We start from the raw sequence: 17,306 nt of genomic DNA, 5'->3' as shown, positions 1-17,306 counted from the left end.
GATTCCTCATGGCCGCCCCACCCGCTTGATTTCCCATTCCAGCTGAATGCCGCAATGGGCATAGACCTTCTCGCGCACGATCTCGCCCAGTCCTTCGATTTCGGCGCTGGTTGCGCCGCCGGTGTTGATCAGGAAATTGCAGTGCTTCTCGCTCACCTGCGCGGCCCCATTGCGAAACCCGCGCAGACCCGCGTCGTCGATCAGCTTCCAGCTCGATTGGCCCGGCGGGTTCTTAAAGGTCGAACCACCGGTCATGCTGCCGATGGGCTGCGCGTCCTTGCGCTGGTCAGAGATGCGCGCCATTTCCGCCTTGATTGTCTCGGGATCGCCCGGCACCCCTTCAAACCGCACCGCGACCACAATCGCCCCGTCAGGCAGCGCGGAGTGGCGATAACTGTATTGCAGATCCTTGTTGGTCAGCGTGACAAATTGCCCGTCCGGCAGGATCACATCGCAATCGACCAGAATGTCGCATGTCTCGCGGCCATAACAGCCGCCGTTCATCCTTGTTACGCCGCCGACCGATCCGGGGATGCCGGTGAGAAACGCCAGACCGTCAATCCCGGCCTTGGCGGCCCGGCGCGCAACCATATTGGCGGGCGCGGCAGACCCGGCGGTGATGGTGGTTGGGCCGGTGACCTCAACATTGGCAAAGGCCGGACCCAATTTGACGACGACACCCGGCACGCCGCCATCGCGGATGATCATGTTCGACCCGACACCCAGCGCCATGACCGGTTGCTGTCCGTCCAGATGTTCGCAAAACGCGCGGAGATCTTCGAGGTCCGCCGGTTCAAACAACCAATCGGCTGCGCCCCCGCTCTTGAACCAGACATATTTCGCCAGCGAAGCGCCCTGCGTCAGCCGTCCGCGAATGCTGTCAATCGGCACCGGAGCATCGACCGCGCCTTCGACCGCGCAAGTCGGGGCCATGCCATCGTCGCCATCGTTCCAGTCATCGGGTTGCTTCATCTCGATCATGCCCCCCGCTTGGCATCAATTGCCGGGGCGAGGGTAGCTGCCCATTTGGTGATATCCCCCGCGCCAAGGCACACGATGATATCGCCGGGCGCAATTTCCTGCGCGAGCGCCGCGGCCAGATCGTCCTCGCTGGGAATCGTGCGCGCGCTGCGGTGCCCGCGCGATTTGATTCCGGCGACCAGCGCGGCGGCATCGACCCCTTCGATTGACTCCTCGCCCGCTTCGTAAACCGGGGTCACAAACACCATGTCGGCATCGTTAAAACAGGTCTGGAAATCATCCATCAGATCATTGAGCCGCGAATAGCGATGCGGCTGAGCAACCGCGATCACGCGGCCCTTTACCACCGCTTCGCGCGCCGCACTCAGCACTGCGCGAATTTCAACCGGGTGGTGGGCGTAATCGTCAATCACGCTGACGCTGCCGCCGTCCAGCGCAACCTCGCCGACCCTGGTAAAGCGGCGACGGACCCCGGTGAAACTGCCAAAGCCTTCGCGGATCACCGCGTCGCTGCATCCCATTTCGATTGCCACTGCGATTGCTGCCAGCGCGTTCTGGACATTGTGGCGGCCCGGCATGGGCAGGTGGACGCCTTCGATCCGGCGGTCAGGTTCACCGCGCTGACGGATGATCACGTCGAAACTGTTGCCCCCTTCGTGCGGGCGAACATTCACGCCGCAAATATCGGCCTGCAACGAAAAGCCATAAGTCACGACCTTGCGGTCGCGCACCTGCCCAATCACCGCCTGCACCTCCGGGTGATCGATGCACAGCACCGCTGCACCGTAAAACGGCACATTGTGAATGAATTCGATGAAGGCGCGCTTTACCCCTTCGAAATCGCCGTAATGGTCGAGGTGCTCAGGATCGATATTGGTGACCACCGCGATGGTGCCATCCAGCCGCAGGAAGCTGCCGTCGCTCTCATCGGCCTCAACCACCATCCAGTCGCTGTCGCCCAGCCGGGCGTTGGAACCATATTGTTCGATAATTCCGCCATTGATGACGGTCGGATCAATGTCGCCCTTGTCCAGCAAGCTGGCGATCATGCTGGTGGTGGTGGTCTTGCCATGCGTGCCCGCCACCGCGACGGTCGATTTCAGTCGCATCAGTTCGGCCAGCATTTCCGCCCGCCGCACCACTGGAATGCGCAATTCGAGCGCGGCGGCGACTTCGGGATTGGTGCGGCGAACCGCGGTCGAGGTAACGACCACGGCGGCGCCTTCGACATTTTCCTTTTGTTGCCCGATGCGCACCGAAATGCCTTGTTCGCGCAGCCGCACGACCACCGGGCTTTCCTTGATGTCGCTGCCCTGCACGATGTAGCCGAGATTGTGCATCACCTCGGCAATGCCCGACATGCCGATGCCGCCGATGCCGACGAAATGGATGACGCCAATGTCGGTGCCCACGCCCTTCATGCAGCAATATCCTCTCCGCTGGAGCGGGTGGCGGTCTGTGGCTTGGTCGCAGTGGCGGCGGCTCTAGGCGCGGCTTCGCCGACCCGGATGACATCCATCAGATCAATCCCGCCCATTCCTTCGACCAGATCCGCAAGGTCCTCCGCCGCCTTGGGCCGACCGCAATTCCACGCGCCATGCGCGGCATTGGCGAGGCTGGCGGGATGCTGCGCAAGCGCCTGAATCTGCTTGGCGAGTTCCTTGGGCGTGAAATTGTCCTGCCGGATCATCCGCGCGCCGCCCGCTTTCACAATCTCGCTGGTGTTGACCGCCTGATGATCGTCGGTTGCAATCGGCAGCGGGACCAGGATCGCCGGGCGGCCCACCGCCGTCAGTTCGGCAATCGTCGATGCGCCTGCGCGCCCGATGAACAGATGCGTGCCGGCCAGCCGTTCATGCATATCTTCAAAATAGGTTCCGAGTTCGGCGGGAATGTCGTGATTGGCATAGCGCGCCCGCACCGCGTCAAGGTCTTCGGCGCGGCATTGCTGGGTCACCTGCAAACGGCTGCGCAGCCCAGGCGGCAGCATCGCCAAGCCATCGGGCACAACATCGGAAAGCACGCTGGCGCCCTGACTTCCGCCAGTCACCAGCACGCGCAGCAGCCCTTCTTCAGTGAACGCAGGGAAATCCTCATCGCGCAGCGCCAGCACTTCCTCGCGCACGGGATTGCCGACGAGGTGGGTCTTGCCCTTGAACTTGGGCTTCAGCCGCTGCACCTCGGGATATGAGGTCGCAATCGCATCGACGCGCCCGGCGAGCAATCGGTTGACCCGGCCCAGCACCGCATTCTGCTCATGCACCACGCTGGGCACCTTGGCGGCGGTTGCGGCGAGCAGCGCGGGCAGCGCGGGATAGCCGCCAAAGCCGACCACAGCCGCTGGGGCAAAGCTTTCAAACAGCCGCAGCGCCATGCTGCGTCCTTCCATCACTGCGCGTGCGCCCGAAATCCAGCGCAGCGGATTCTTGCCAAACCGGCCCGCAGGCAGGACATGCGCGGTCAGGAAATCAGGCTTGCCGGGAATGTTCGCCCCGCGTTCATCGGTGATCAGCGCGATGTGATGCCCGCGCGCGTCAAGCTCTGCCGCCAACGCAAAGGCCGGGATCAGATGCCCGCCGGTTCCCCCTGCCGCGAGGACGAAATGGCGGCTGGTGCCTTTCCTTGGCTCGCTGGTCATGCGCGGTCCTCCTTTTGATCGCTTGGCCTCTGCTCATTTGGCCTTTGCCCGATTTCCGAACGCTCAAACAAGCTCGTCAAGCCTGGCCGATCCCGGTTAAGGAACGGATTGCGCCGGGTTATCGCCAGCAATAGCCCGATTGTGAAACACACCGCCAGCGTCGATGATCCGCCATAGCTGATCAGCGGTAAAGTCATCCCCTTTGACGGAAACAATTGCAGATTGACCATCATGTTGATGAACGCCTGCCCGCCGATCTGGGCGGTCAGCCCCGCCCCAGCCAGCAAAGCGAACAGGTTTTCTTCATCCACCAGCCGCACCAGCGCGCGGATGATGATGGCGAGAAACAACAACAAGATCAAGGCGCAGGCCAGCAGGCCGAATTCCTCTCCGATGACCGAAAAGATATAGTCAGTATGCGCCTCTGGCAAATTCATCTTGCGCGTGCCGAGCCACAATCCGCTGCCGGTCCATCCGCCATTGAGCAGCGTGCGCTGCGCCAGATCGACCTGATCGAAAGCGGTGCCTCCGCCAAAGAAACTGTCGATCCGGTTGCGGGCGTTGTCATACAGAAAATAGGTCGCGGTCAGCGCCGCGACCCCGCCCGCCATCAACAGACCGATCCTCTGCAGCGCCACACCCGATAGCAGCACCAGCACAAACCACACGCCGCCAAACAAGATGGCATCCCCAAGGTTGGGTTGCAGCATCAGCAGCGCCCCAACCAGCGCCATGGTCAGCGTCGCATAGGACAGCACCGGCAGCCCCGGATCGCGCAGCCGCCACGACAAAATCCACGCCAGCAAAATCGCAAAACCGGGCTTCAGAAATTCGCTGGGCTGCAACGACATGCCGACATCCAGCCAGCGCCGCGCACCATTGCGCTCCTCCCCCAAAATGGGGACCAGCAACAACAGGAACAGCATCACCGCCGCCATCAAAATGCCGATGCGCCGCGCGTCTTCGCGGCTGATAAAGGACACGGTGATCATCAGGCCAATCCCGCTGATCTGAAAGATGATGTGTTTCTGAAAAAAGGCAAAATCGGCGACTTTATATTGCTCCCCCGCCGCTGGTGAGGCCGCCGCGAGCGCAATGGTGCCGAGCGCCATCAGCAAGAGCACTAAGCCCAGCAGCCATTTGTCAATCTCGCGCCACCACACGCGCAGCCGGTCGCCCCATCCGCGCCGCACTGGCACAGGAGCATGGAATTTCGCATCGCTGCGGGGCCGCGCGGAAACGCTGGTCATCGCAGGTCATCCCCAAGCAGCGAAGATGGCGTGCAATCCACCGCGCAATCGGCAATTACCCCAACCAGTTGGCGGAACAGCTCGCCGCGCTTTTCATAATCGCGGAACTGATCGAAGCTGGCGCAAGCGGGCGAAAACAACACGACATCGCCGGGCCGGGAGGCTTCGCGGGCGCGGCGCACCGCCTCGCTGATCAATTCGCAGCGTTCGACCACCGGCACTTGCCCGTCGAGCAGATCGGCGAAGCGCGGCCCGGCCTCACCAACAGTATAGGCAGCGGCTATTGCAGCGAAATGGTCGGCGCATTCGCCCAGCCCGTCTTCCTTGGCCAGCCCGCCGACAATCCAGTGGATGCGCGGGGTGCCGCCATGGATGTCGGCATGCGGCGGAAAGGCCGCCAGCGCAGGCGCGGTCGAGGCGGTGTTGGTTGCCTTGCTGTCATTGATGAACAGCACGCCGTCTTCTTCGCACACCCGTTCCATCCGGTGGGGCAGATTGCGGAACCGGGGCATGGCGTGCTGCCACTGCGCAGGCTTAACCCCCAATTCCTCAGCAATGGCGACGGCGAGCGCGGCATTTTCAAGATTGTGCGGCCCTTGCAGGCTGGGCCAGCCGGGTTGCAGGTCGGCAAGCGCGGCGACGTCAGCGGCAACCGCCCGTCCGACGGGACGGCGCGATTGCTGCGCACGGAAAATCTCGCCCGCCGCACCCGACAAAGCGCCAAACACCGCCAGACCGCGCGGCGATTGCAGGTCGAACAGCCGCGCCTTCGACGCCGCATAGCCAGCAAAGCCATCATAGCGATCAAGATGGTCGGGAGTGATATTGGTCAGCGCTGCGACTTCGGGGTCGAGACTGACCGTCAGATCAATCTGATAGCTCGACAGTTCGAGCACATAGACCCCTTCGCCATTTTCATTCGGCTCGAGCGCGTCCTGCGCCATGATCGGTTCGCCGATATTGCCGCCCAGCAGCGCCGGAATACCGGCCATACGCAGGACATGATGGACCAGCGCCACGGTCGTCGATTTGCCATTGGTGCCGGTCACGCCGACAACCTTGTGCGGGAGCAAAGCGGGCCGGGCGAGCGCGAACAATTCGATATCGCCCAGCACCGGCACGCCATAGCGCGCCGCATGGGCGGCAATCGGATGGGTGTTGAGCGGCACACCGGGCGAAACGATCAAACCGTCAAACCCGGTCAAGTCCAGCGTGAGCGGATCGGCAATCGCGCAGCGACCCGCAAATGGCTCGCGGGCCACATCCTGACGATCCCACACGGTGATCTGCGCGCCGCTCGCCAGCAGCGCCTCCGCCGCCGCTGCGCCAGAGCGAGCAAGGCCGAGGATCGCATAGCGCTTTCCAGCAAATGCAGGGGAGGTGATCACGGCGTCGGCGCTACCTCAGCTTGAGCGTGGCCAGCCCGATCAGCGCGAGCACAATGGCGATAATCCAGAACCGGATCACGACCTTGCTCTCGCTCCAGCCGAGCTGTTCGAAATGATGATGGATCGGGGCCATGCGAAACACCCGTTTACCGGTGCGTTTGAACCAGAACACCTGAATGATGACTGACACCGCTTCGAGAACGAACAGGCCGCCGACGATGGCCAGCACGACCTCGTGATGGCTGGCCACCGCAATGGCTCCCAATGCACCGCCCAGCGCCAGCGACCCGGTATCGCCCATGAACACCGCCGCAGGGGGCGCATTGAACCACAGGAATGCCAGCCCCGCGCCCATGATCGCGGCTGAGAATATCGCCAGTTCGCCCGCGCCGGGAACATGTGGAATGCCAAGATAAGCGCTGAAATCCGCGCGCCCGACCAGATAGGCGATAATCGCAAAGGTGCCCGCTGCGATGATGACAGGCATGATTGCCAGCCCGTCCAGCCCATCGGTCAGGTTCACCGCATTGCCCGCGCCCACCATCACAAAGGCGGCGAAGAGATAATAGGCCGGGCCAAGCGGGATCGAGACATTGGAAAAGAACGGAATATACAGATTGGTGTTGATCTGGCTGACGATCAGGTAGCTGGCCACGCCAGCGACCGCGAATTCAAACAGCAACCGCACCCTGCCCGAAAGTCCGGCGTGGCTGTTCTTGGTCACCTTGTCATAATCGTCAATGAATCCGATCACACCAAAACCCAGCGTCACCGCCAGACACGCCCACACAAACGGGCTGGTCAAATCCATCCACAACAGCAGCGAACACGACAGCGCGACCAGGATCATCAACCCGCCCATGGTTGGCGTGCCGCGCTTGGCGAGATGGCTTTGCGGGCCGTCTTCGCGGATCGGCTGACCCTTGCCCTGACGCACGCGCAGCATGTTGATGAATTTCGGGCCGATTATCAGACCCAGCACCAGCGCCGTCATCAATGTCGCGCCAAACCGGAAGGTCTGGTACCGCACCAGATTAAGCGGCCCTTCAAAGCCAAGCCATTCCGCAATCAAATAGAGCATTCGGATCCCTTGGCGCCGATCATCCCGGCTCTTTCGTAAAGTGTGACACCAGCCTGCCAAGGCCGACCGAATTGGAGCCCTTTACAAGCACCGCATCGCCGTGCGTGAGTCCGAATTGTTCGAGCGCAGCAATCGCTTCAGCAGGGCCTGCACAATGGGCGAAGCCAGGCTTGAAGCCAAGCGATTGCGCGCTCCTTCTCCCCAGTTCGGCGGCAAGATCGCGCATTTCATCGCCGACCAGAATGGCGTGGTCGATCTTCGCCTCGATCAGTGGCTCGGCCAGTTGCATGTGGAAACGCGGGCCGAAATCCCCCAATTCTTTCATGCTCCCCAAAACTGCGATGCGGCGCAGCGCCGGGGTCTGTCCAATCGCCCGCAATGTGGCGCGCATCGAGGCCGGGTTGGCGTTGTAACTTTCGTCGATCAGCAACGCCTTGCCGCCCGCCGCCGTGATCTGGCTGCGCGCGCCGCGTCCTTGCAGCCCGCCCATTTCCGCCAGCGCAAGGCCCGCGCTGGCAAGGTCGCCGCCTGCAGCCTGCACCGACGCCATGACCGCCAGCGAATTGGCAACCCAGTGTTCGCCCGGTTCGGCGATGCTGTAACACAGTCGCCGCCCGCCAGCGCGCGGGCCAAGTTCGGCGGTAACGATCGAACCGCCATTGTTTCCGGCAATCGCATCGAGCAGCCGCACATCGGCATCTTCGCTGCGCCCGAAGGTCAGGATATTGACCCCAAGCGCGCGTGCATGGCCGATCAGTCGCTGCGAATATTCGCTGTCTGCCGGAATGACCGCCGTGCCGCCTGCGGCCAGCCCGGTGAAAATCTGCGCCTTTTCATCCGCGATAGCCTCCATGCTGCCGAGATTTTCAATGTGTGCCGGCGCGATGGTCGTGATTACCGCCACATGCGGCCGGACATGATCGCCCAGCGGTGCGATCTCGCCCGCGTGGTTCATGCCCATTTCAAACACCCCGAACCGGCTGCGCGCGGGCATCCGCGCCAGGCTGAGCGGAACGCCGACATGGTTGTTGTAACTGCGCACGCTGCGATGCGCAGCGCCACGGCTGGAGCGGTCGAGCGCGGCGAAGATTGCTTCCTTTACCCCGGTCTTGCCGACCGAACCGGTCACCGCGATCCGCACCGCTTTGCTACGGCTGCGCGCGGCTTGGGCCAGAGCGTGGAGCGCCTTGGCCGTGTCACCGGTCAGCACATGCGGGAAATCGACCGGGCGGTCAGTGATGGCCGCGACCGCGCCCTTGGCAAAGGCGGAGGCGATGAATTTGTGTCCGTCCATCGCCTCTCCTCTGAGCGCGACAAACAAATCGCCGGGGCGCACATCACGGCTGTCCATCTCGACGCCGGAGGCCTGAAACGCATGGCTCGCCTGCCCGCCTGTCGCAGCTTCGATCCCGGCGGCATCCCACAGCGCCAGCGGCAAATCGTCGCGCGGGTCGAGCGGCCATGCCCGCAGCAAAGGGTGCGGTGCGTTCATGACCCTGCGTCCGTTTGCGCATGGGCGGCGGCGCATTCACGCGCCACTTCAACATCGTCGAACGGCAAAATTCGCATGCTTTCTCCAGAACCGATGATCTGTCCTTGCTCATGCCCTTTTCCGGCGATGAGGATGATGTCGTGGGCGCCCGCCTGCTGCACCGCCTCGGCGATGGCCTGCCTGCGGTCGCCATATTCAAATGCAGCGCGAATGAGTGCCCCTGCATCGGGACTGTCCACACCTTCGAGCACCGCTTTGCGAATTTTCGCGGGGTCTTCACCGCGCGGATTGTCATCGGTCACGATCACGATTTCCGCGCCCATTGCCGCCGCTGCACCCATCCCGGCGCGCTTACCCGCATCGCGGTCACCGCCTGCGCCAAACACCGCAATCAAGCGCCCACCGCGAGCGGTGTCAACATGCCCGCGCAAGGCCGCAATCGCCGCCTCCAGCGCGTCGGGTGTATGCGCGTAATCGACATAGACCGGCGCGCCCGCTGGTGTCAGGCATGCCCGTTCGAGCCGCCCACGCACCGGTTGCAACCGCCCAAGCGCATCGAACACCTGATCCGCATCCGATCCTGTCGCCAGCGCCAGCCCCGCCGACACCAGCGCATTGGCGGTCTGGTAATCCCCGATCAATGGCAACGCGACCGCGCGGCTGCAGCCCTCATGGTCAATCGTCAGCGTCTGGCCAAGCTGGGTTGCCGTGCGCGCAGTCAGCCGCAGAAAATCTCCGCCCTCCCCCACACTCAGCACCCGCAGATTGCGCGCCTTGGCATGGTCAGCGGCGCGGCGAGTCCAGTCATTATCGTCGCCGCCGTTCCAGATTATCGCGCTGCCGCCGTCTTCGACCACTTCATCGAACAACCGCATCTTGGCCGCGAAATATTCCTCCATCGTGCCGTGATAATCGAGGTGGTCGCGGCTGAAATTGGTGAACGCCCCGGCGGCCACGCGCAGGCTTTCATTGCGGAATTGCGAAAGGCCGTGGCTTGACGCTTCATAGGCGACATGGGTCACGCCTTCGCGCGCCAGCCCGCTCATATTGCTGAGGAAGGTAACGATGTCCGGCGTGGTCAGGCCGGTCGCCACGCTGCCATCGGGGGTGGTCACGCCCAGCGTCCCGATGCTGGCCGCGCGCTCTCCGCACATGCGCCAGATTTGCCGGGTCATCTCGGCGGTTGAGGTCTTGCCGTTGGTTCCGGTGACCGCGACAATCGTTTCGGGCACAGGGCTGAAAAAGCGGGCTGCAAGCTGCGCGAAAGAGCGGCGCGGTTCCTCGCTGGCGATATGCAAAGCGCCGTCAACTTTGGCATCGGAAGCAGCCACGATGGCCACCGCGCCCGCTGCGATGGCGGCAGGAATGAAGTCTTCGGCATTGAACCGGCTGCCGCGAAACGCGCCGAACACGGTGCCGGGGGCGATCTTTCGGTGATCGATGGCAAAGCCGGTGACATCGACGCCAGCGGCGTTACCGCCCCCTTCAATCTCCAATCCAGCCCCAGCGATAAGCGCCGCCAATTTCATCGCCGCCCCTCAACCAGGAACCGCAGGTCGGAAATATCGACATCGCGGTTGGCATCGGGCAGCACGCCCAGCATCGGGCCGATCCTCGGCACCAGTTCCTTGACAATCGGCGCCGCGTTGAACGCTGCCGTGCGCTGACCATGGGCCGCCGCGGTGCCGCGCGGTTCATCGAGCACGATGACCACCACATAGCGTGGGCGGTCCATCGGAAACGCTGCCGCAAAGGACGAAATGAGCGCGGTTTCGCGGTAACCGCCCGCCGTCGCCTTTTCAGCCGAACCAGTCTTGCCGCCCACCCGGTAACCCGGCGCATCGGCGCTGCGTCCGGTGCCATACATCGAAATCATCCGCAGCAATTGGCGCATCCGCGAAGAGGTCGAAGCCTTGAACACCCGTTTCCCGCGCGGTGCAGCCCCCGGCTCGACCCGGCGCAATGTCGCCGGGCGCGCGATCCCGCCATTGACCATCGCGGCATAGGCATTGGCCAGATGCAGCGGCGTTACCGCAATCCCGTGGCCATAGCTGACGGTCATATTGGTGAGCCGTGACCAGGTCCCGTTGGGGCGCATCTGCGGCCATTGCGGCTTCCCCCGCGCTTGCAATTCAATCTGCGAGGTCTGGTTCATGCCGAGGTCGATCAGCACCTGACGCAGCCGTTCTTCGCCCAGTTCATCGGCAACCCGCGCGGTCACCGTGTTGGAGGAATAGACCAGCGCCTCTGGCACGTTCAGCGTTGCGCCCTTGGGCTTGAGATCGCGGATCGTCCGGCCAGCGAGTTCAACATTGGTCGCATCCCATTCCGCACCCAGATTGCGCACCACCCCGGCATCGATGGCCGCCGCGATGCTGATCGGTTTGAATGTCGAGCCCAATTCATAGGTCGCATTGGTCGCGCGGTTATAAATATTTGGCGAATGCTGAACATTGGACAGGTTTGGATCGAACGCCGGTAAAGATGCCATCGCCATCACCTCACCCGTATCGACATCCAGCACGATCCCCGCAGCACCCTTTGAATCGGTCGCCAGCATCCCGCGCCCCAATTCATCTTCGAGCGCGCCCTGAACCCGCAGATCAATCGAAAGCGCAGTCGGAGTGCCGCGCAGGTCGGGGTCAGAAAGCCGGTGATCCAGCACTTGTTCCATCCCGAGCCGCCCTGACAATTGGCGGTCGCCATCTTCCATCACATAGCCCAGCACATGCGCGCCCAGCGGCCCTTGCGGGTAATGGCGGTCGTATTCGCGCGGGATCTCCAGCGCAATTTCGCCCAGTTCAAACACCTTGTTGGCTTCTTCGGGCAACACCCGGCGCAGGATATAGCCGCCGCGGTCCGATGACAGCACCCGGACCGTGCGGTCAACGTCGAGATCGGGAAAAATCGTCTGGAGCCGCGCCGCAACATCCTCTGGCGTATCGACCAGCGGCGCACCTTCATCGCCCATCGCGCGCGGGTTGAACCACAAGGCATAGGCCGGGAATGTGCGCGCCAGCGGGGTTCCGTTGCGGTCGGTGATGTCTCCGCGCGGGGGCAGCAATGCTTCGGCAAGGCTGGTCTGACTGGGCGCTGCGCCAACAAAGCCGAGATAGCCGATGCGGGCCAGCGCAATCAGCGCCACCAACACAAATCCGCCCAGGATCACCAACAGCCGCAGCCGCGCCGTGATCAGCAAGCCATGACGCATATGCACCGAATGCAGGCGTCCGGCAGAACCCTTCGGACGCGCCGCATTGCCCCGGCGCTGCGCGGGAGAGCCCGGTGCCGGTGTTGCGGTTGGTGCACGCCCTGCGGAAAGGGCAAACGCCGTCATTCGCCATTCTCGCCGGACAGCGCACTGGCATCGCCCGACAAGCGCCCAGTCTGCGTTCGGGCATTGGCGGCGCGGATCGGAGACGCCTCGATCAAAAATTCACCAAAGGCCTCGGTAAACACCGCCCCGGCGTCCTCTCCCGCGCTGACCGAAGCGAGCGTGATTTTCTGCCCGGTGATCGGCGAAACCATATCGCGCGATTGCCGCTCCGCTGCGCCCAGTTCGGCGCGGGCCACGCGGATTGGGGTCGGGGCATCGGGGCCAAGCGACTGGCCCAGGCTTGCCAATTGCCGCTCATTCTCCAGAAACTGATCGGCGCGCGGCGGTTTGTAACCCAGCTCCACCGCGTTCCATTCAGCGAGTTGCCGCTGACTGGCACGGGTCTGAAATTCGGTTTCGAGCAGCAAAGTCTCGCGTTCAAGCGCGATGATCTGACGTTCGGCCAGCAGGACCTCGCTCTTGACCGCGCTGACATTGAAACTGAGCACCGCGAACAGCAGCACGCAGGCCGCGAGCACCGCAGCCCAACCAATCTGGCGAATACGCGAACCAGCGGGTATCATGCATCTGTCCTTTCATGGGCTGAAGCGCCGCGCGCCGGGGCATCGGTGCGGATCGCATGGCGCAGCGTTGACGACCGAGCGCGCGGGTTGGCGGCGATCTCATCCTCGGTCGGGCGCATCGCCTTGGAAAGCTGGGCAAAGGTCGGCGGAGGGCCGGGCTTTTCGCCGGGCAAGTGGCGCGACACCGCGCGGCCAGCGCCAGAGGCTTCGCGCAGGAAATGTTTGACGATGCGGTCTTCGAGACTGTGAAACGCGACCACGGCGAGCACGCCGCCTTCGCGCAGCAGCATCTCCGCCGCGTTCAGCCCGGCGCGCAGTTCGCCCAATTCATCGTTCACATGAATGCGCACCGCCTGAAAACTGCGGGTTGCGGGGTCTTTCTTGTCATGCGGTTTGTGACCCAGCGCGCGGCGCACCACGCGGGCGAGATCGCCGGTCGTTTCCAGCGGACGCGCAGCGACGATTGCGCGGGCCACCCGGCGCGACTGGCGTTCCTCGCCATATTGATACAGCACGTCGGCAATCGCCGCCTCATCGGCGCAATTGAGGAAATCTGCCGCGCTTTCCCCGCTCTGGCTCATCCGCATGTCGAGCGGGCCGTCGGAGGAAAAGGCAAAGCCGCGTGTCCCCTGATCGAGCTGCATGGATGAAACGCCAATATCCATCACCACGGCGTCGACCTGAGGCACCCCGATGCGCGCCATTTCCGCGCGCATGGCGGAAAACCGTTCGGGGTGAAGCGACAGGCGGCCAGCGAATTCGGCGACCATTGCCGCCCCGTCGCGGATCGCGTCAGGATCGCGGTCAAAGGCGTAGACCCGCGCCCCTGCCTCCAGCAGCGCACGCGAATATCCGCCCGCGCCAAAGGTCGCGTCGATGATCGCCATATCGGGCTTTGGCTGGATTGCCGCGACCACTTCGGAAAGCAGCACGGGCACATGCGGTGCCTGAGCGGAAGGCGAGGCGATCATTGCCCGGCCTCCTTTTTCGCGGCCTTGGCCTCGGCCTCTGCCACCAGCCGCCGACAGGTCGCTTGCGCGCCTTTCCACGCAGCGTCCATGCGCGCGAGTTCGGCCGGGTTCCAGACAAAGAAGAAATCGCCCGCGCCCTGAAAATACAGGCCGTCGTCGACCTTGCCGAGTTCCTTGAGGTGGTCGGGCATGACGAACCGTCCGCTGTCATCAAACGGCAGCTGTTCAAACTGGAACAACTGGCCCGCGCGCACGTCACGGTCGAAATCATTATGCTGGAGCCGGATGGCGCGCTCTTCTTCGCGGTCGAGCTGTTCGTGCAGTTTCTCGATCCGCGACAGGCCAAAACCCACAAGGCAATCAAAGCGTTCATGCGCGAGCAGGCACAGGGTCTTGCTGCCGCCGGAGGCGTCTTTTACCGCCTTGCGAAACGCCGGGGGCAGGACAAAGCGGCCCTTGTCGCCAATCGGCGAATAGGCTTGTCCATTATATGCGCCCAGCACTGACACGCGTTCCCCATCCCCTTGCTACGGCTGCATTTTCGCCGCCGCTCCTGACTTCTCCCCACGCACACCGGGACACCTGAGCAAGGCCCACGTCTCGCCCGCCACCGCCCCCGCGCGAGCGGGAACGGCGCGCCAACCGACAAAGGCGACGCGGGGCAAACCGGCATGTTTGATGGAACCCGGTAATATCCGGGAAGCCTCCGCAAGGCTAGGGAGAATGTAGGAAAATCACGGGAATAAACGGTAAATTCCTGATTTACCTACATTTTCATATTCCAGAATTTTCTTGTCTGACCTTCAAGAATGTCAAAATCGTACAAATTTCGGTCCCAATTCGCTGAAATCAGGGTCGATTCCCGCAAAAAACCCGTCCGATTCCCGATTCCAATTTTGAGATAGGGTGCGCTTCCCGTGATATTCCCGATGGGCTGAAAGCACCAGCGATTAGTTGGCAAAGGCGTAAGCAAGCAGCGCCGCTATCGCCTCACCATCGGCTCCGATCAGGTCGCGGTGCTCGAACAATGTCGCATCGCCAATATAGGTGACCGTGCCCTTGCCCACGCTGTCGCAGCGCAGGATCAGGCCACTGTCATGCACGCGGCAGAGATTGGCGTTGTCCGCGCCCTCGGCAAGACTCAGATTGCTGCCCATCCAGACCGGAACGCGCCCGCCCGGCAGCTCTGCATAGCGCACCTCGGTCAGGTTTTCGGCATAGGTATTGGCGATGCCCCAGCGCGGGATCACCGGCGGGATCAGCGCGGTGTCATTGGGGCGGCGCGGATCGCCCAGTGCGATGTCATATTCGCCGGTCAGCAGCGGATCGAGCGCGATCAGCAATCGCCCGCCGCCGCGCACCCAGCCATCGAGCGCGGCATTATCCGCAGCCGAAAGCCCGCGCGGTTGGATCACTGCGATCAGGTCAAGCCCGGATAGCGGATCGGTGTCACCCGCTTCTTCGGACAGGCCTTGTATGGGAGAAAGCGTATCGAGCGGCACCAGTTCATAGTCTCGCTCCAGCAGGCGGCGCTGCCACGGCGGCGCGGCGGCCCCGCTGGCAATATCGGCAAGGTCTGCGTTCAGCGGCCAATAAAGCGGCAGGCTGGTCATCAGCCCAAGCCGTGGCTTTTCTCGTTCGCTTTCGGTTTCCGGGGTCGGCGCAGGAGCGCTTGGAGAAATATTGCACCCACTCAGCAGCACAGCAAGACCCGCCGTGCCAACCGCAAAGGCACGCCTAATTTTGCGGGGTGCCATTGGCGGTGGGTTCGGAATCCTCGATCCTCGGTCCAGCAGAGGCGTCAGCCGGGGTCGTTCCCTGCTCGGTCCGAATCTCCGGGACAATGCCAGCGTCGGCAAGCGGGTCGCGCTGCGCCGGGGCGGCGGTCGGTTCGGTCGTCGGAGCGGCATCTGGCACCGCGCGCTCCTCGGTCAGGTCAGCCTGATTTCCCAGCACATTGGCCAAACCGATCAACAGCACCATCGCGCCAATCCCGAACAGCCCGACCTGCAATCTTTGCGCTGCTTCGGCGCGGTTGCCGCCCAGCGGCGCACCTTCGCGCGGGGCCTGTTCTTCGCCTGCACTGTCCAGCTTTTCCTGCGCCTGCCAGCCGCGCCGAGTGAATCTTCCGCCAGTCATGGAGGCCATTTTAGCGCAGCTTGACCCGACTGTCGATCAATCGCGCGGCGGCGCGGCTGTTTCGAGCCAGTCGAACACCGGCAAGTGCTTGGCCGCGAGCCATTCGGGATTGTAGAGCGTCGAGAGGTAGCGGAACCCGGTGTCGCACAGGATCGTGGCGACCTGCGGATTATCCTGACCCTCGGCCACCAATTGCTTGCCCAGCGCAATCGCGCCCGCGACATTGATGCCCGACGACAGCCCCAGGCACAGCCCCTCCTCGCGCAGCAATCGCCCGGTCCACACCAGCCCTTCCTCATCTGAAATGCGGAATTGTGTGTCGATTGGCGCGCCTTCGAGATTGGCGGTGATGCGGCCCTGCCCGATCCCTTCGGCGACCGAGGAGCCTTCGGCTTTCAATTCGCCGTGGGCGTAATAATTATACAGCGCTGCGCCGTGCGGATCGGTCAACGCGATGCGGATGTCGGGGTTCATTTCCTTCAGCCCCATACCCACGCCCGCAATCGTCCCGCCGGTGCCCGCTGCGCAGGTGAAGCCGGAGATTGCGCCGCCGGTCTGCTCCCACAGCTCTTTCGCAGTGCCTTCGATATGCGCGCGGCGATTGGCGGTGTTGTCAAATTGCCCGGCCCACACTGCGCCGTCTGTCTCTTCGGCCATGCGGCGCGAGACGTGCTGAAAATGGCAGGGGTCGGAATATTTGGTCGGCGGGACCAGCACCAATTGTGCGCCCAGTGCCCGCAGCGTGTCCATTTTCTCTTTCGACTGATTGTCGGGCATGACGATCACCGTCTTATAGCCCAGCGCATTGGCCACCAGCGCGATGCCAATGCCGGTGTTGCCCGCTGTCCCTTCGATCACGGTCCCGCCGGGCAAGAGTTCGCCGCGGCTTTCTGCATCGCGGATCATATACAGCGCCGCGCGGTCTTTCACCGATGAGCCGGGGTTGGCAAATTCGCACTTGCCCCAGATGTCGCAGCCTGCCGCCGCGCTCGGCCCGGCAAGGCGGACCAGCGGCGTGTTGCCAATGAGGGCGAGCGTATCGCCAAAGGGTCTGGTGATGTTCATACCCGGTGAATTAGGACGTCACCCGCGCGCCCGCAAACAACTTTAATCTTCCGGCGCGATAGTGACCTTGAGCCCGTCGAGTTCAGCCGTGAACGGGATCTGGCACGACAGGCGCGAGCCTTCCTTGCGGTGGTCCGAGGATTCGAGCAGATCGTCCTCGTCTTCGCTCATTTCAGGCAGCGCGTCGCTTTCGATGTAGCAATGGCAGGTCGCGCAGGAACAGCATCCGCCGCACAGCGCCAGCAATTCATCAAAACCGTTGTCGCGGATCGCTTCCATCACGGTCAGGCCGTCTTCGACCTCGATCTCGCTCGTTTCGCCTTCACGATTGGTGACGACCAGCTTGGGCATGGGCTTACAATGTCCTCTTCAAAAGGTTGAGCGCAAGGTTGCACGCTTGG

Annotated in this window: 16 protein-coding genes; all 16 read right to left on the bottom strand. The window is 63.1% G+C overall.

Annotation, left to right across the window (positions count from 1 at the left end):
- Window positions 1–6: 6 nt before the first annotated feature.
- Complete coding sequence (murB, locus tag ACM64M_RS04285; RefSeq protein ID WP_416227428.1) at window positions 7–981, bottom strand: UDP-N-acetylmuramate dehydrogenase; 975 nt, start codon at window positions 979–981, stop codon at window positions 7–9.
- The gene (gene murC / locus ACM64M_RS04280; RefSeq protein ID WP_416227427.1) at window positions 978–2,402 is read right to left on the bottom strand and encodes a UDP-N-acetylmuramate--L-alanine ligase; all 1,425 of its coding nucleotides are present in this window, start codon (window positions 2,400–2,402) and stop codon (window positions 978–980) included. The genes murB and murC overlap by 4 nt, the downstream gene beginning before the upstream one ends.
- The gene (gene murG / locus ACM64M_RS04275) at window positions 2,399–3,619 is read right to left on the bottom strand and encodes an undecaprenyldiphospho-muramoylpentapeptide beta-N-acetylglucosaminyltransferase (protein WP_416227426.1); all 1,221 of its coding nucleotides are present in this window, start codon (window positions 3,617–3,619) and stop codon (window positions 2,399–2,401) included. The genes murC and murG overlap by 4 nt, the downstream gene beginning before the upstream one ends.
- Window positions 3,616–4,869 (bottom strand): FtsW/RodA/SpoVE family cell cycle protein, encoded by a 1,254-nt coding sequence (locus tag ACM64M_RS04270; RefSeq protein ID WP_416227425.1) that lies wholly within the window; start codon window positions 4,867–4,869, stop codon window positions 3,616–3,618. Before ACM64M_RS04270 ends, murG begins: the two co-directional genes overlap by 4 nt.
- On the bottom strand, window positions 4,866–6,257 hold the full coding sequence (gene murD, locus ACM64M_RS04265) for a UDP-N-acetylmuramoyl-L-alanine--D-glutamate ligase (protein WP_416227424.1): 1,392 nt from the start codon (window positions 6,255–6,257) through the stop codon (window positions 4,866–4,868). Before murD ends, ACM64M_RS04270 begins: the two co-directional genes overlap by 4 nt.
- 10 nt (window positions 6,258–6,267) lie before the next feature.
- Window positions 6,268–7,338 (bottom strand): phospho-N-acetylmuramoyl-pentapeptide-transferase, encoded by a 1,071-nt coding sequence (gene mraY, locus ACM64M_RS04260; protein ID WP_416227423.1) that lies wholly within the window; start codon window positions 7,336–7,338, stop codon window positions 6,268–6,270.
- A gap of 19 nt (window positions 7,339–7,357) precedes the next feature.
- Window positions 7,358–8,830, bottom strand: coding sequence for a UDP-N-acetylmuramoyl-tripeptide--D-alanyl-D-alanine ligase (locus tag ACM64M_RS04255; protein ID WP_416227422.1), 1,473 nt, complete (start codon window positions 8,828–8,830; stop codon window positions 7,358–7,360).
- Window positions 8,827–10,359, bottom strand: a complete 1,533-nt coding sequence (locus tag ACM64M_RS04250) for a UDP-N-acetylmuramoyl-L-alanyl-D-glutamate--2,6-diaminopimelate ligase (protein ID WP_416227421.1) — start codon at window positions 10,357–10,359, stop codon at window positions 8,827–8,829. Before ACM64M_RS04250 ends, ACM64M_RS04255 begins: the two co-directional genes overlap by 4 nt.
- Window positions 10,356–12,167 (bottom strand): peptidoglycan D,D-transpeptidase FtsI family protein, encoded by a 1,812-nt coding sequence (locus tag ACM64M_RS04245; RefSeq protein ID WP_416227420.1) that lies wholly within the window; start codon window positions 12,165–12,167, stop codon window positions 10,356–10,358. Before ACM64M_RS04245 ends, ACM64M_RS04250 begins: the two co-directional genes overlap by 4 nt.
- Window positions 12,164–12,730, bottom strand: a complete 567-nt coding sequence (locus ACM64M_RS04240) for a hypothetical protein (protein WP_416227419.1) — start codon at window positions 12,728–12,730, stop codon at window positions 12,164–12,166. The genes ACM64M_RS04245 and ACM64M_RS04240 overlap by 4 nt, the downstream gene beginning before the upstream one ends.
- The gene (gene rsmH / locus ACM64M_RS04235) at window positions 12,727–13,701 is read right to left on the bottom strand and encodes a 16S rRNA (cytosine(1402)-N(4))-methyltransferase RsmH (RefSeq protein ID WP_416227418.1); all 975 of its coding nucleotides are present in this window, start codon (window positions 13,699–13,701) and stop codon (window positions 12,727–12,729) included. The genes ACM64M_RS04240 and rsmH overlap by 4 nt, the downstream gene beginning before the upstream one ends.
- A complete protein-coding gene (locus tag ACM64M_RS04230) occupies window positions 13,698–14,210 on the bottom strand; it encodes a division/cell wall cluster transcriptional repressor MraZ (protein ID WP_416227417.1) in 513 nt (170 codons plus the stop codon). The genes rsmH and ACM64M_RS04230 overlap by 4 nt, the downstream gene beginning before the upstream one ends.
- A gap of 441 nt (window positions 14,211–14,651) precedes the next feature.
- A complete protein-coding gene (locus ACM64M_RS04225) occupies window positions 14,652–15,458 on the bottom strand; it encodes a hypothetical protein (protein WP_416227416.1) in 807 nt (268 codons plus the stop codon).
- Window positions 15,439–15,840: a hypothetical protein gene (locus tag ACM64M_RS04220; RefSeq protein WP_416227415.1), complete on the bottom strand. Its 402-nt coding sequence runs from the start codon at window positions 15,838–15,840 to the stop codon at window positions 15,439–15,441. Before ACM64M_RS04220 ends, ACM64M_RS04225 begins: the two co-directional genes overlap by 20 nt.
- 36 nt (window positions 15,841–15,876) lie before the next feature.
- Entirely contained in the window at window positions 15,877–16,905 is a 1,029-nt protein-coding gene (locus ACM64M_RS04215; RefSeq protein WP_416227414.1) for a cysteine synthase A, read from the bottom strand.
- 42 nt (window positions 16,906–16,947) lie between these two features.
- Entirely contained in the window at window positions 16,948–17,256 is a 309-nt protein-coding gene (locus tag ACM64M_RS04210; RefSeq protein WP_416227413.1) for a 2Fe-2S iron-sulfur cluster-binding protein, read from the bottom strand.
- Between the last annotated feature and the right edge of the window lie 50 nt (window positions 17,257–17,306).

Source organism: Qipengyuania sp. ASV99, assembly GCF_047872805.1.
Classification (GTDB): domain Bacteria; phylum Pseudomonadota; class Alphaproteobacteria; order Sphingomonadales; family Sphingomonadaceae; genus Erythrobacter.
This window is presented reverse-complemented; position numbering and strand designations above follow the sequence as displayed.

Coding starts and splice junctions, on each gene's coding strand:
- murB (WP_416227428.1), bottom strand. CDS start 981: ATGATCGAGATGAAGCAACCCGATGACTGGAACGATGGCGACGATGGC.
- murC (WP_416227427.1), bottom strand. CDS start 2,402: ATGAAGGGCGTGGGCACCGACATTGGCGTCATCCATTTCGTCGGCATC.
- murG (WP_416227426.1), bottom strand. CDS start 3,619: ATGACCAGCGAGCCAAGGAAAGGCACCAGCCGCCATTTCGTCCTCGCG.
- ACM64M_RS04270 (WP_416227425.1), bottom strand. CDS start 4,869: ATGACCAGCGTTTCCGCGCGGCCCCGCAGCGATGCGAAATTCCATGCT.
- mraY (WP_416227423.1), bottom strand. CDS start 7,338: ATGCTCTATTTGATTGCGGAATGGCTTGGCTTTGAAGGGCCGCTTAAT.
- ACM64M_RS04255 (WP_416227422.1), bottom strand. CDS start 8,830: ATGAACGCACCGCACCCTTTGCTGCGGGCATGGCCGCTCGACCCGCGC.
- ACM64M_RS04250 (WP_416227421.1), bottom strand. CDS start 10,359: ATGAAATTGGCGGCGCTTATCGCTGGGGCTGGATTGGAGATTGAAGGG.
- ACM64M_RS04245 (WP_416227420.1), bottom strand. CDS start 12,167: ATGACGGCGTTTGCCCTTTCCGCAGGGCGTGCACCAACCGCAACACCG.
- ACM64M_RS04240 (WP_416227419.1), bottom strand. CDS start 12,730: ATGATACCCGCTGGTTCGCGTATTCGCCAGATTGGTTGGGCTGCGGTG.
- rsmH (WP_416227418.1), bottom strand. CDS start 13,701: ATGATCGCCTCGCCTTCCGCTCAGGCACCGCATGTGCCCGTGCTGCTT.
- ACM64M_RS04225 (WP_416227416.1), bottom strand. CDS start 15,458: ATGGCACCCCGCAAAATTAGGCGTGCCTTTGCGGTTGGCACGGCGGGT.
- ACM64M_RS04220 (WP_416227415.1), bottom strand. CDS start 15,840: ATGACTGGCGGAAGATTCACTCGGCGCGGCTGGCAGGCGCAGGAAAAG.
- ACM64M_RS04215 (WP_416227414.1), bottom strand. CDS start 16,905: ATGAACATCACCAGACCCTTTGGCGATACGCTCGCCCTCATTGGCAAC.
- ACM64M_RS04210 (WP_416227413.1), bottom strand. CDS start 17,256: ATGCCCAAGCTGGTCGTCACCAATCGTGAAGGCGAAACGAGCGAGATC.